Genomic DNA, 12,962 nt, shown 5'->3' on the forward strand with positions numbered 1-12,962 from the left:
TGTTCGTAATACGAACATTGCGCTTTTCGTTCTGAGGGGAGGCGCGGTGAGGGGGGCGCGCGATCGGGGTTGCGGCCCGACGGGAATCGCCAATGTTGCGCGGTCAATCCGCCGCATGAATCCGTCACCGCAACCCAACACTGTCTACTCGCGTGAGCCCGTCTGGGACCCCGCGCGCTGGTTGCCGACGACGCGCGACGAGGTCGAGGCGCGGGGCTGGGATTATTTGGATGTCATTATCGTGTCGGGGGATGCCTACGTGGATCACCCGGCCTTCGGCACGGCGGTGATCGGGCGCATGCTGGAGGCCGAGGGGCTGCGCGTGGCCATCATCGCCCAGCCCAACTGGCGGGATGACCTGCGCGACTTCAAAAAGCTCGGCGCGCCGCGGATGTTTTTTGGCGTCACCGCCGGCTGCATGGATTCGATGGTCAACCGCTACACGGCCGCGAAGAAGTTGCGCAGCGAAGACGCCTACACGCCGGGCGGTCAGCACGGCTTCCGGCCTGACTACGCGACCGTGGTTTATTCGCGCATTCTGAAGGAGCTCTTTCCCGAGGTGCCGGTGATGATCGGTGGCATTGAGGCCAGCCTGCGGCGCGTGACGCATTTCGACTACTGGTCCGATGAACTGAAACCGAGCATCCTGGCGGACAGTGGCGCCGACCTGCTCGTCTACGGCATGGGTGAACTGCCGCTCAAGGAAACCGTGCGCCTGCTCAAGCGCGGCGTGCCCTTTTCTTCGCTCGGCACCATCCCGCAGACCGCCGTGCTGCTGCCGCCCGGTGAGCAGCCGCCGAAAAACAAGAACTGGGACGACTTTGAACTGCACAGTCACGAGGCCTGTCTCGAGGACCGCGAGCGCTACTCCAAAAACTTTAAGGACATCGAAACCGAGTCCAACCGCGTGAAGGCGCGCCGCCTCTTTCAGCAGATCGGCGACCGCACACTGGTGGTCAATCCGCCGTTCCCGACCATGAACGAGGAGCAGATCGACCGCGCCTTCGACCTGCCCTACACGCGGCTGCCGCACCCGAAGTATCGCAAGCGTGGACCGATTCCGGCCTACGAGATGATCAAGCACTCGATCAACATGCACCGCGGCTGTTTTGGCGGCTGCAGCTTCTGCACGATCTCGGCCCATCAGGGTAAGTTTGTCGCCTCGCGCTCCAAGGAATCGATTCTCAAGGAGGTGGAGTCGATCAAGCAGATGCCGGACTTCCGCGGCACGATCAGCGACCTCGGCGGCCCGTCCGGCAACATGTATAAGATGAAGGGCAAGGAGCAGTGGATCTGCGACGAGTGCGTGCGCCCGAGCTGCATCTGGCCCGATGTCTGCCGCAATCTCGACACCGATCACACGGCGCTGCTCGACATCTACAAGTCGGTCCGCGAGACCGAGGGCGTCAACCACGCCTACGTGGCCAGCGGTATCCGCTACGACCTATTCCTGCACGACAAGGGCACCACGCCCGAAGTGAAGGCGAACCACGAAAAATACATCGAGGAGCTCGCCGCCCACCACGTGCCGGGCCGCATCAAGGTCGCGCCCGAACACACCAGCGATCACGTGCTGCGCGTGATGCGCAAACCGAGCTTCAACCTCTTCTACAAGTTTAAGGAGAAGTTCGAAAAGGCCGGCGAGAAGGCGGGCAAAAAGAAGCAGCCCGTCATCCCGTATTTCATCAGCTCGCATCCCGGTTCACGACCGGAGGACATGGCCGAGCTCGCGCTCAAGACCAAGGACCTCGGTTTCCGCCTCGAGCAGGTGCAGGACTTCACCCCGACGCCGATGACGGTCGCGACCGAGATCTACGCCACGGGCATGCACCCCTATGACGGCAAAGAGGTCAGCGTGGCGCGTTCACCCGATGAAAAGCAGACTCAGCGCAGCTTCTTCTTTTGGTATAAGCCGGAGATGAAAAAGGCGCTGCGTGCGTCGATGAAGCGCCTCGGGCTCGACGGCATCGCCAAGCGGCTGCTCGACGACAAGCAGGTCACCGAAGACGTGACCCCGCCGCCGCACATTGCGCCCTGCGGCATGCAGGTGCCGGGGCAGCGCCTCGCCGCGGCGACGAAGGGGGCGAAGCGTCCGGTGAATCCGAAGCGCAAAGCCAAACCGGCCGCGAAGCCCGAGTCGAAGGGGAAGCCGGCATCCAAACCGAAACCCTTCGAGAAGTTCTTCAAGAAGCGGTAGGAGAGGACGGCGTTCTTGAGCGAGGTGGATCGTGGTCACCGGACGCGGTCGCTGCGGTGGTCGGGAACGGGACTGGGCTAACGCACGGTGAGGCCCGACGTTTGAGACGGCTCCGCTACTCCGTCCGCAGCGCCTCGGTGGGCGCGACTTTGGTGGCGCGGCGGGCGGGGAGCCAGCAGGCGGTGAGGCCGGTGAGGAGCAGCAGGCTGATGATGCTGCCAAAAAGGATCGGATCGTGCGCGCTCATGCCGACGAGGGTGCCGGCGTTGGCGAGCAACTGGATTGCGCCGTAGGCGCCGGCGAGGCCCAGCACGAGCCCGATGGCGAGTTGGCGGAGTCCGCGACCCAGCACGAGGCGGGCGATGTTGCTGGCGGTCGCGCCGAGCGCCATGCGGATGCCGATCTCGCGCGTGCGCCGGGCGGTTTGGTGGGCAATCACGCCGTAGATGCCCACGGCGGCCATCAGCAGACCGGTGGCCGCGAAGACGGAGAACACGGTGCCGAAAACCCGCAGGAACCAGATCGAACGATCCAGGCCGACCACGAGCGGCTGCACCTGGAAGAGAGGCAGGTCGGCGTCGATGGTCTGCACCGCGCTGCGCACGGGCAGGGCCAGGGCGGCCGGATCGGTGCTGGTGCGGGCGATGATGCCGGCCCAGCCCCAGGGTTGCTGGCGGTAGGTGATGAAGAAGGCGGGTGGGGCGTCGGCGTTGGATGGGTTCTGGTCGAGATCGCCGGAGACGCCGACGACGGTCATCCACGGCTGCGCCTCGCCGTCGCTGGGTTCGACGAAGCGGAAGCGTTGGCCGATGGGATCGGCGTCGGGCCAGTGGCGTTGGGCAAAGGCCTGGGTGATGATGGCGGCTTCGCGGCCGGTTTCGCCGTCGGTTTCGTTGAACGCGCGGCCCCGCAGGAGCGGCAGGTTGATGACCTGCAGGTAGTCGGGGGAGGCGACGATCATGGTGCCCTGCAATTTCGCGGTCGCATCCTCGGGTTGGGGGCGTCCCTCGATTTCCAGTTCCCGTTGGTGGTTATCCATGCCGGGGAAGACGTTGGTCACGGCGATGGCGGTCACGCCGGGCAGCGCGCGCAGCTCGGGCAACAGGGTATCCACAAATTGGCGACGCGTGTCGGGCTGTTGGTAGCGCTCGCCCTCACCCTCGGGGAGCTGAATGCGGGCGGTGAGCAGGGTATCAGGCTGGACGAAGGCGTTGAGCTCCCGGGCAAGGAAGAGGCTGCGGATCATCGCGCCGGCACCGGCGAGCAGCACGACGGTGAGGGCGAACTGCATGATGACGAGGGCGCCGCTGAGGCGGTTGCGCCCGGCGCCGGCGCCGGGCGTGCCGTCCTTCATCGCGGTGGAAAGGTCGACGCGCGAGGAGCGCAGGGCGGGCGCGAGGCCGAAGAGAATGCCGCTGGCGATGGTGAGGACGGCAAAGTAGCCGACGGCGACCCAATCGAGTTGGAATTGAATCCAGTAGGGCCGACCGACGTTGGTGGTGGCTTCATCGAAGAGGCCAACGCCGATGCCGGTGAAGGCGAAACCGAGCAGGCCGCCGATGATGCTGAGCACGACGCTCTCGATAAGGAGCTGGCGGATGAGTTGGCGGCGGGAGGCGCCGAGCGCGGCGCGCACGGCGATCTCGCGGCCGCGGGTGATGGCGCGGGCGAGCATCATGTTGGCGACGTTGGCGCAGGCGATGAGGAGCACGAAGCCGACGGCGCCGAGCATCATGAGGAAGATGACCTTGATGGGGCCGCCGTTGAAGGTCTCGTGGAAGGTGCGTACGGTGACGCCGAGGTTCTCGTTGGTGTCGGGGTGCTCGGCGGCGAGGCGGCCGGCGATGACGTTGAGATCGGCGTTGGCTTCGGCGACGGACACGCCGGGCTGGCGGATGCCATAGAGCATGAGCGAGCGATTGTCGCGTTTGTCGACGGCCGGGGTGGGGCGGAGCGGTGCCCAGAGTTGTTGGTTGTTGGGGAAACGGAAGCCCGGCGGCATGACACCGACGATGGTGGCGGGTTGGCCGTTGAGTTGAACGCCGCGGCCGATCACGCCGGGGTCGCCGCCGTAGCGGCTTTGCCAGAGGCCGTCGGAGAGCATGAGCACGATCTCGGCGTCGGCTTCGCCATCGGCCGGGTTGAAACCGCGGCCCAGGGCCGGAGGTTGCCCGATCATGTCGAAGAGACCGGCGGACACCCACGCAAAGTTGGTGCGTTCCGGCGGCACTTCGGTTTCGGTGAGAACTCCCTGCACGTCGTTGATGGCCTCAAGCGCGGCAAAGGTGTGGTTGGCCGCGCGCATCTCCTGAAAGTCGGGCCAGGAAACGGCGCGGCGCTGGGACGGGTCCTCGGTGTTTTGATTGAGCACCGTGACGATGCGATCTCCGCCTTCGACCGGAACCGGTTTGAAGAGCACGGCGTTGACCAGGGTGAAGACGGTGGAGTTGATGCCGATCCCGAGGGCGAGGGTGGCGATGATGGCGGCGGAAAACCAGCGATGCTTAAGCAGCATGCGCAGCGCGAAGCGGAGGTCTTGGAGCATGTCGGATAACACCCGGCGCGCGGCGCGGTGGTCGCAATTTTCTGCTGAGCTTGCGAAAATCGTGAACCGGTTATCTTGGCGGGATGCGTCGTCCCCTACGTTTTTCTCTGCTCGCCCTGACCCTGGCCGCCGGTGGAGTCCGGGCTGAATTGACCACCAAAACGGTCCGCTATGACCTCGGTGACACCACGTTTGAGAGCACGATCGTGTATGACCCGGCGGTGAGTGCCGCCCAACCGGGAATCCTCATGGTGCCGAACTGGATGGGGCCGACCGAAAGCTCGCTGGAGAAGGCCAAGAAAGTCGCGGCCTACGGTTACGTGGTGATGATGACCGACATGTATGGGGTGGACGTGCGCCCTTCCAACGGCGGCGAAGCAGCGCAGGCGGCAGGGGCAGTGCGCGGCGACCGCGCGATGATGCGGGCGCGGGCGGCCAAGGGGTTGGAGGTGCTGCGCGGCGAGGCGGACGCGGTGGGGCTTGATCCGGCCAAGATGGCGGCGATCGGTTTTTGTTTTGGCGGCGGCTCGGTTTTGGAACTCGGCCGCAGCGGCGCCGATCTCGACGCGGTGGTTTCGTTTCACGGTGACCTGGCGTCGCCGACGTTGGAGGCCGACGCGGCCAAGACGCAGGCCAAGGTGCTGGTGTTGCACGGCGCGGCCGATCCTTATGTGCCACGTGCTGACGTGGAACGGTTTACGGCCGCGATGCTGCAGACGGAGGTCGATTGGCAGTTGGTTGAATACAGCCAAACGGTGCATTCGTTTACCAATCCGGAGGCAGCGGCGGCCGGTCAGTCGGAGTATAACCCACGCAGCTCCGAGCGGGCCTTTGCGGCCATGCGGGCGCTGTTCGATGAGATCTGGTGAGGACGGCGAACAGGCGGACGGTTCGAACAATAGACGAAATTCGTTCTAGCCATCGCCCGGGATCATTGGAGCGTTGACGGTCCCATGTCGGACAAACCTCTCGTTGATCACATCTTCACGGCCGATCCCTCGGCGCACGTCTTTAACGGTCGCATCTACGTCTACCCGTCCCACGACGAGGACTCGGGTCTCGAGAGCAATGACAACGGCGACCAGTATGACATGGATGACTACCACGTCCTGTCGATGGACGAGGTGGGCGGTGAGGTCACCGACCACGGCCCGGCCCTGAAGCTCGAGGACATCCCCTGGGCCAGCAAACAACTGTGGGCGCCGGACGCCGCGACCAAGAACGGCAAGTATTACCTTTATTTCCCGGCCCGCGATCAGAACGGCATCTTCCGCATCGGCGTCGCGGTCGGGGACAAACCCGAAGGCCCCTTCACGCCCGAGCCCGATTACATCAAGGGCAGCTACTCGATCGACCCGGCGGTCTTCGTCGACGACGACGGCGCGGCCTACATGTATTTCGGTGGCATCTGGGGCGGCCAGCTCCAGCAATGGACCTCGGACAATCAGCACAACCCGGATGGCCAGGAGCCGACCGGGGCGACGCCCGCGCTCTTCCCGCGCGTGGCCAAGATGACCGAGGACATGCTCCAGTTCGATGGTGCCGTGCAAGAGATCCAGATCCTCGATGAAAACGGCCAGCCGCTGCGCGGCGACGATCACGACCGCCGTTTCTTCGAGGCGTCATGGCTGCACAAATACAACGGCCTTTACTATTTCTCCTACTCGACCGGCGACACCCACTACCTCGCCTACGCGACGAGCGAGAGTCCGCTGGGACCTTTCACCTACCGCGGCCGTATTCTGGAGCCGGTGATCGGCTGGACCACGCATCACTCCATCGTGGAGCACAAGGGCCGCTGGTGGCTCTTCCATCACGACTCCTCGTTGTCGAACGGGGTGAACCACCTGCGCTGCGTAAAGGTGAAGGAGCTCTTCTACGACGAAGCCGGCAACATCAAGCCGGTGAGCTGAGGGTTCCGGCGCGAGTCGCTCAACAGCCGACCGAAAGCGGGTTTGGCGTTTGTCCGGCGGGGCGTAGCATGACCGTCATGCTGCGCATTCCCTACGACCAGTTCGTCGCCACCGTCACCCGGCTCTTCACGGCTGAAGGGGTGGCCGAGCCGCGGGCGCGGCGGGTGGCCGAGCTTTACACGCAGGCCAGTATGGACGGCGTGCATTCGCATGGGGCCAACCGGGTGCCGCACATCCTCGCCTGGTTGCGCGAGGGCGAGATCATCAACCATGGCCGCGATCCGGAGCGGGTGGCGGGGTTTGGTGGCTTGGAGCGTTACGAAGGCCATCGCAGTTTCGGCGCGCTCAATGCCGAATTTTGCATGGACCGGGCCATGGCGCTGGCCGACGACCATGGCATTGGCTGCGTGGCGCTGCGCAACACCGGTCACTGGGGCCGCCCCGGCAACTACGGCTGGCGGGCGGCCGAGCGCGGTTACCTTGGTATTTGCTGGTCGAATACAGAACCGATGATGCCGGCGTGGGGCGGCACGGAGGATTCGGTTGGCAACAACCCGCTGGTGCTGGCCGTGCCGGGCACGGATGGCGCCCACCTCGTGCTCGATATCGCCATGAGCCAATATTCGTGGGGTCGGCTCGATTCGCATCGTGCCTCGGGGGAGCCGTTGCCGGTGGCCGGCGGACTCGATGCGGCGGGCAACATCACGTCCGATCCCGACGAGATTCTCGAACGCGGCACGATGTTGCCGATGGGATTTTGGAAAGGCTCGGGTCTGGCCATCCTGCTCGACACCTTCGCCGCCATATTGGCCGACGGCGCGGGCACGCGGGATCTCACCGATGGGCTCGGCGTCAGCCAGGTCTTCATTGCACTGCGAGCCGATGCGCTGGGAGGGCGCTCGATCGCCAGCCGCACGCGTGAGGCGATCGAGGCGCTGGCGGCGGCGAATCCCGCGGCGCGTTATCCGGGCCAAGCGGTGCTGCGGGCGCGACTTGAGAGCCGGGAGCACGGCGTGCCAGTGCGTGAGGACGTCTGGGCGAAAATATCCGGCGCGGCGGCGGAGATTTGAGCGGCTTAGCGCTTGGCAGGACTTCAGGCCTACCGCAGCTTGTTGGCGCTTTCCCCTTTGCGCTTATGGATCCTGCGATCAGCTGGCTGGTGCGACTCGGTGTCGACCAAGGACTCTTTACCGTCGAACAGGCAAAAACTGTGCGCGACAAGCTGGGCGACGGCGCCGAGCTCATCGACTTCGCGCAGGAGTTGATCGACGAAGGTTTTGTCGAAGATGAGCGACTGGGTGAGCTCGAGAAACTCGCCGGCAAGGCCATGCAGGAAGGGGCCAACGGTCCGCCCGCGCTCGACCCCTTTCCGGCCGAGCCGAAAGCCGAACCCAAACTGTCGTTGCGCAAAGAGGACAAGGCCGAGCCGCCGCCCGCCGTGATTTTGGACGAGCCGGCTCCAGCGCAGACCCCCGCGCCGGCCGCCCCAGCGGCGCCGACTCCAGCACCGGCTCCCGTTCCCGCGCCGGAACCGGCCCCTGCCCCGATTGCGGCAAGTGCGCCAGCGATGGCGATGGGGCTGCCGCCGTCGGCGACCGTGATTGAGCCGGGCGAACTCGATTTCGAAAATCTGGGTGCGCTCAACGATACGCAATTGGCCGATGCCTTGCGCGGCTTCCTGGTGCTCTGCGGTGACGAGGGCGTGAGCGACCTGCACCTGTCGGCGGGCGCGACGCCGTTTGTGCGCAAGCAACGGGCGCTTTCGCCGTTGAGTGAACACATTCTCACCGAAGAAGAGGCCCTGCGGCTCAACACCGTGTTGCTTTCGCAGGGACAGAAAGCGATCTACTTACAGCGCAAGGACTACGACTTCGCCTTGGCGCTGGATGCGACCCACCGCTACCGCGTGAACCTCATGTTTCACAAGGATGGTCCGGCGGGCTCCTACCGCATGGTGTCGGCCGACGTGCCGACGCTCGATTCGCTCGGTCTACGCAACGTGGAGACCATCCGCAAAATGTTGTCCTACCACAACGGGCTCATGCTCGTGACGGGACCGGTGGGCGCGGGCAAGACCACGACCTTGGCGGCCTGTGTGGCCGAGCTGAACAAGAAGCGGAAGGATCACATCATCACGGTCGAAGACCCGGTCGAGATCGTGCAGGAGTCGACCAACTGCAACATCACCCAACGCCAGGTCGGTGAGCACACGCGCTCCTTCGGTTCGGCGCTGAAGGGGGCGTTGCGTGAGGACCCGGACATCATCGTCATCGGCGAACTGCGCGACCTCGAAACCATCGAGATGGCGATCAGTGCTTCGGAGACCGGTCACTTGGTGATCGGCACGATGCACACCAGCGATGCGGCCACCACGCTCAACCGGCTGCTCGATGTGTTTCCGCCGGCACAACAGACGCAGATTCGTGCGAGTGTATCGGAGAGCCTGCGCGGCATCGTCTGTCAGCGCCTCGTCCCGGGCGTGGGGGGCAAACTCGTGCTCGGCTGCGAGATCCTCGTGTCCAATCCCGCGGTCGCCTCGCTCATCCGCGAAGGCAAAACCCAGGGCCTGCGCAACGTGATGGAAACCGGCGTGCGCGAGGGCATGTGCACGATGGAGAGCTCCATCTTCGAGCTCTACAACAAGCGCCAGATTTCCGCGGTCACCGCCCGCCAGAATATCACCACCAAACAACTGCTCGCGCAGATTCGTTAACCGCCATGGCCGCGATCGATCGACTTCTCAAACTCATGCTGGAACAGGGCGGGTCCGACCTGCACCTCAATGTGGGCATGCCGCCCAAAGCCCGCATCTCGGGCAACCTCGTTGCCTTGGAGGACGGGATTATCAGCAGCACGGAAATGGAGACGCTGCTCAGCGAGATTTGTCCGCCTCACCGCTGGGCGGAGTTTGTGGAAAACAAGGACCTCGACCTCGCGCACGAAATTCCCGGCGTCGCGCGTTTCCGTGGCAACTACCTCTACAACCACTGGGGCCAGGCCGGCATTTTTCGGCAGATCCCGTCGAAGATCCTGTCGTTTTCCGATCTCAACCTGCCCGAGGTGCTGAAGAAGTTCTGCCACATGACGGAGGGGTTGGTGGTGGTGACCGGGCCGACGGGTAGTGGTAAGTCCACTACGCTCGCGGCGATGATCGACTACATCAACGACAACCTCGCCCGGCACATCATCACGATCGAGGACCCGATCGAGTTTGTGCACCCCAACAAGAAGTCGGTCATCGTGCACCGTGAGGTGGGGGAGCACACCCAGACCTTTGCCGATGCGCTGAAAGGCGCCATGCGGCACGACCCCGACATCCTGTTGCTCGGTGAAATGCGCGAACTCGAGACGATCAAACTCGCCCTCGGCTGCGCCTCCATGGGCATGCTGGTGTTTGGCACGCTGCACACCAACAACGCCCCCAAGACCGTCGACCGCATCATCAATACCTTCCCGGCCGAGGAGCAGAACCAGGTGCGCGTGATGCTCGCCGGTTGTCTGTCCGGCGTGGTGGCCCAGTTGCTCTGCAAGAAACAACCCAAGGGTCGCGTGGCGGTGCACGAAATTCTGCTGCGCCATGAGGCGCTGCCGAATACGATCCGCAGCGGTCAGATCGCGAACATCCGCGCCATCATCGAGAGCGGCAAGAATGACGGTATGACGACGATGGATTGGAGCCTGATGGATCGCGTGAAAGACGGTTCCATCACCGCCAAGGAAGCCTTCATGAAGTCGTCCAACAAGGGCGTCTTCCAGGGTATGCTCAAACCCGGCGACCTGGACGGAGAGCATTGAGGCGGAATGGGGCTGGTTTGCTGGCGGAGAGGCAAGGCAGCCCACGGTGCGCGTGCGAACGCGAAGTGCAGGCGAGGCGCTTGCGCCCGCTTTCGTTTCCCCGGGTCGCGCGCGGGTTAACAGATGCGCACACGGTGGGCGCTTCCCGGATTCGGACTGGTGGTGTCGGGCGGGCACGCGTTTGATGGGTGCACCCCAACCCCGTTATGACTCGATCTCGTCTGCTGTGCTGTCTGCTGGCCGCGGCGTGTCTGCACGCTTCGGTCGTCGCCCAACAAATCACGAAGGAGGACCTCCTTTTTCTGACCCGCGAATGGACGGGGGCGCGTTTCGATGACGGCCGACCCCAGGTGCCGGACGCCGTCCTTGAGCGCATGAAGGGGGTGACGCTGGAGGAGGCGTGGGCGGTCCTGCGTAATCACGGGTTTCACTATCAATACGAAGGGGAGTGGGAGATCGTGCATCCGGATGGCGTGCTCGTTGGCCGCGCGGTCACCGCCACCTTCATGCCGGGGCGGAAGGACATCCACGCCGCCTTCACCGACCGCGGCAAGGAACAGGGACGCCTCCTTGGGATGAACACCTGGCCGATCGATATGCTGACCACCGGTGACGTGTATGTGGCCGACCAATTCAACGCCACGATCGACGGTCCCACGGTCGGTGACAATCTGGCCAACTCCATCAAAGCCCGCACCGGCAATGGCTTTGTCTACTACGGCGCGGTGCGTGATGTAAACGGCATGAAGGAGCTCGAGGGCTTCACCGCCTACTTCAAGAGCTACCACCCCTCGCATCATCACGGCAGCGCGGAGCGACCGAACCTCAACACCACCTTGGTCGGGCTCAATCAGCCCACCCGTATCGGCGCCGCCACCGTGATGCCGGGCGACGTGGTGTTGGCGCGCGACGGCGGCGTGATTTTCATCCCGCCGCAGCTGGCCGAGGAGGTCGTGCGCGTTTCCGAAGTCGTGCGACTGCGCGACATGTTCGGGCATCAGCGCCTGCAGGAAAAAGTCTACACCGCCGGGCAGATCGATCGCCGTTGGACCGACGAAATCGAGGCCGACTTCTCGCGTTGGCTTGAGTCGCACATCGACGAGTTGCCGGTGGCCAAGGAACAAATTCAGGAACTGCTGAAGAGCCGCACCTGGTGACGAGTCGCTTTCAACCCCAACCCCCAACCTCTGCAACACATGGCCTCCCGTTCCTCCCGGCGCGCCTTCCTGCGCCATGCCGCCCTCGGTTCGGTCGCTGGCGCGACCGCTCTCTCCACCTCCTTTGGCCAAGGTCTCACCGAGGCGATTGACCGCACTCCACTTTCCTCGGCGCCGTCGGACCTCAAGATCACCGACATCACCTGTGCCTTCATTCGCAACGGCAACGGGCTGTTCGTGAAGGTGCACACCAATCAGGACATCGAAGGTCACGGCGAGGGCGTCGATGCGGTCGCGGGTTCCTACCAGTTGATCAAGCTCATGGCGCAGAGTCTCAAGGGGCAGAACCCACTCGATGTGCATCGCCTCTTTGAACACGTGCGTCGCCAGGGATTCTTCCGCGGCGCGCAGTCCGGCATTTACGTGGCGGTGCTGTCCGCCGTTGAAGCCGCGTTGTGGGATGTCGCAGGCAAGGCGCTCGGTCTGCCGGTTTACCGACTCCTCGGGGGCAAGTTTCGTGATCGCGTTCGCGTCTACATGGACACCGCGCTCTACCAACGCACCTTGCCGGAACCGGCCGACTTCGCGGCCGCGGCGCGCGAGGCGGTCGACATGGGCATGACCGCGGTGAAGTTCGACCTCGATCAGGCCAACGATCCGAATAAATACGACGCCTACAACTGGACGGCCAGCCCGCTGGAACTGCAGCGCATGTATGATCAGATCGCGGCCGTGCGCGCGGAGGTGGGGCCAAGCATCGACATCTGCGTCGACATGCATGGCCGCTACGACGCCCTCACCGGCGAACAGGTCGCGCGGTTGCTCGAACCCTTGAAAGTCATGTGGCTGGAGGAACCGTGCCCGGCGGAAAACGTGCAGGCCTACAAAAAGATCGCCGACTCCACTTCGACGCCGATCTGTGTCGGCGAGAATCAATACCTCGCCCACGGCTTCCGCGAGATGCTTGAGATCGGCGCCGCCGACATCGTGATGCCCGACCTGCAGAAGTGCGGCGGGCTGGGCGAGGGGCAGCGCATCGCCAACTTGGCCAACCTCTACTACGTGCCCTTTGCGCCGCACATGGTGGCGTCCTACCTTGGTGCGATGGCTTCGTGCCACTGCTGCGCTTCCGTCCCCAATTTCCTGATACTGGAATGGCAGATCTACTTTCACAAGAACCCCATGTTCCAGGAGATCGTGAACTTCGACGGACCGATGGTGGAGGACGGGTTCATCACCGTGCGCGACAAGCCTGGGATCGGGGTGGAGATCAACACCGAGGGCATGCGCAAGCATGCCACGCCGGGCTATCCGTTCTTCGAATGATCCTGCACCACCGACTCGCTCCGTATTGC

At 64.1% G+C, this 12,962-nt stretch carries 9 protein-coding genes; 8 read left to right on the plus strand and 1 reads right to left on the minus strand.

The genetic code is table 11. The features are described from left to right. Positions 1-115 precede the first annotated feature (115 nt). On the plus strand, positions 116-2,197 hold the full coding sequence (locus AC0MRV_RS10120) for a YgiQ family radical SAM protein (protein ID WP_472764345.1): 2,082 nt from the start codon (positions 116-118) through the stop codon (positions 2,195-2,197). A 115-nt stretch (positions 2,198-2,312) separates the two neighbouring features. On the opposite strand, the gene AC0MRV_RS10125 is transcribed toward AC0MRV_RS10120, so the two are convergent. Continuing rightward, on the minus strand, positions 2,313-4,742 hold the full coding sequence (locus AC0MRV_RS10125; RefSeq protein WP_472764346.1) for an ABC transporter permease: 2,430 nt from the start codon (positions 4,740-4,742) through the stop codon (positions 2,313-2,315). 83 nt (positions 4,743-4,825) lie between these two features. Between AC0MRV_RS10125 and AC0MRV_RS10130 the strand changes: the two genes are divergently transcribed. From AC0MRV_RS10130 to AC0MRV_RS10160, 7 genes are all read left to right on the plus strand, one after another. Beyond that, positions 4,826-5,611, plus strand: a complete 786-nt coding sequence (locus AC0MRV_RS10130; RefSeq protein ID WP_472764347.1) for a dienelactone hydrolase family protein — start codon at positions 4,826-4,828, stop codon at positions 5,609-5,611. A gap of 84 nt (positions 5,612-5,695) precedes the next feature. Then, entirely contained in the window at positions 5,696-6,655 is a 960-nt protein-coding gene (locus AC0MRV_RS10135) for a glycoside hydrolase family 43 protein (protein ID WP_472764348.1), read from the plus strand. Positions 6,656-6,723: 68 nt separating this feature from the next. Next, on the plus strand, positions 6,724-7,725 hold the full coding sequence (gene yiaK, locus AC0MRV_RS10140; RefSeq protein ID WP_472764349.1) for a 3-dehydro-L-gulonate 2-dehydrogenase: 1,002 nt from the start codon (positions 6,724-6,726) through the stop codon (positions 7,723-7,725). A gap of 65 nt (positions 7,726-7,790) precedes the next feature. Then, entirely contained in the window at positions 7,791-9,368 is a 1,578-nt protein-coding gene (locus tag AC0MRV_RS10145; RefSeq protein WP_472764350.1) for a type IV pilus twitching motility protein PilT, read from the plus strand. A 5-nt stretch (positions 9,369-9,373) separates the two neighbouring features. Beyond that, complete coding sequence (locus tag AC0MRV_RS10150) at positions 9,374-10,450, plus strand: type IV pilus twitching motility protein PilT (RefSeq protein WP_472764351.1); 1,077 nt, start codon at positions 9,374-9,376, stop codon at positions 10,448-10,450. Positions 10,451-10,656: 206 nt separating this feature from the next. Beyond that, positions 10,657-11,607, plus strand: coding sequence for an RraA family protein (locus tag AC0MRV_RS10155; RefSeq protein ID WP_472764352.1), 951 nt, complete (start codon positions 10,657-10,659; stop codon positions 11,605-11,607). Between the two features lie 39 nt (positions 11,608-11,646). Beyond that, positions 11,647-12,933 carry a mandelate racemase/muconate lactonizing enzyme family protein gene (locus tag AC0MRV_RS10160; RefSeq protein WP_472764353.1) on the plus strand — a complete coding sequence of 429 codons (1,287 nt, stop codon included), beginning with the start codon at positions 11,647-11,649 and terminating at the stop codon, positions 12,931-12,933. Positions 12,934-12,962 lie beyond the last annotated feature (29 nt).

This window comes from Actomonas spartinae (assembly GCF_051209155.1).
In the GTDB taxonomy this organism is placed as follows: Bacteria; Verrucomicrobiota; Verrucomicrobiia; order Opitutales; family Opitutaceae; genus Actomonas.

Coding starts and splice junctions, on each gene's coding strand:
- AC0MRV_RS10120 (WP_472764345.1), top strand. CDS start 116: ATGAATCCGTCACCGCAACCCAACACTGTCTACTCGCGTGAGCCCGTC.
- AC0MRV_RS10155 (WP_472764352.1), top strand. CDS start 10,657: ATGACTCGATCTCGTCTGCTGTGCTGTCTGCTGGCCGCGGCGTGTCTG.
- AC0MRV_RS10130 (WP_472764347.1), top strand. CDS start 4,826: ATGCGTCGTCCCCTACGTTTTTCTCTGCTCGCCCTGACCCTGGCCGCC.
- AC0MRV_RS10125 (WP_472764346.1), bottom strand. CDS start 4,742: ATGCTCCAAGACCTCCGCTTCGCGCTGCGCATGCTGCTTAAGCATCGC.
- AC0MRV_RS10145 (WP_472764350.1), top strand. CDS start 7,791: ATGGATCCTGCGATCAGCTGGCTGGTGCGACTCGGTGTCGACCAAGGA.
- AC0MRV_RS10160 (WP_472764353.1), top strand. CDS start 11,647: ATGGCCTCCCGTTCCTCCCGGCGCGCCTTCCTGCGCCATGCCGCCCTC.
- AC0MRV_RS10150 (WP_472764351.1), top strand. CDS start 9,374: ATGGCCGCGATCGATCGACTTCTCAAACTCATGCTGGAACAGGGCGGG.
- AC0MRV_RS10135 (WP_472764348.1), top strand. CDS start 5,696: ATGTCGGACAAACCTCTCGTTGATCACATCTTCACGGCCGATCCCTCG.
- yiaK (WP_472764349.1), top strand. CDS start 6,724: ATGACCGTCATGCTGCGCATTCCCTACGACCAGTTCGTCGCCACCGTC.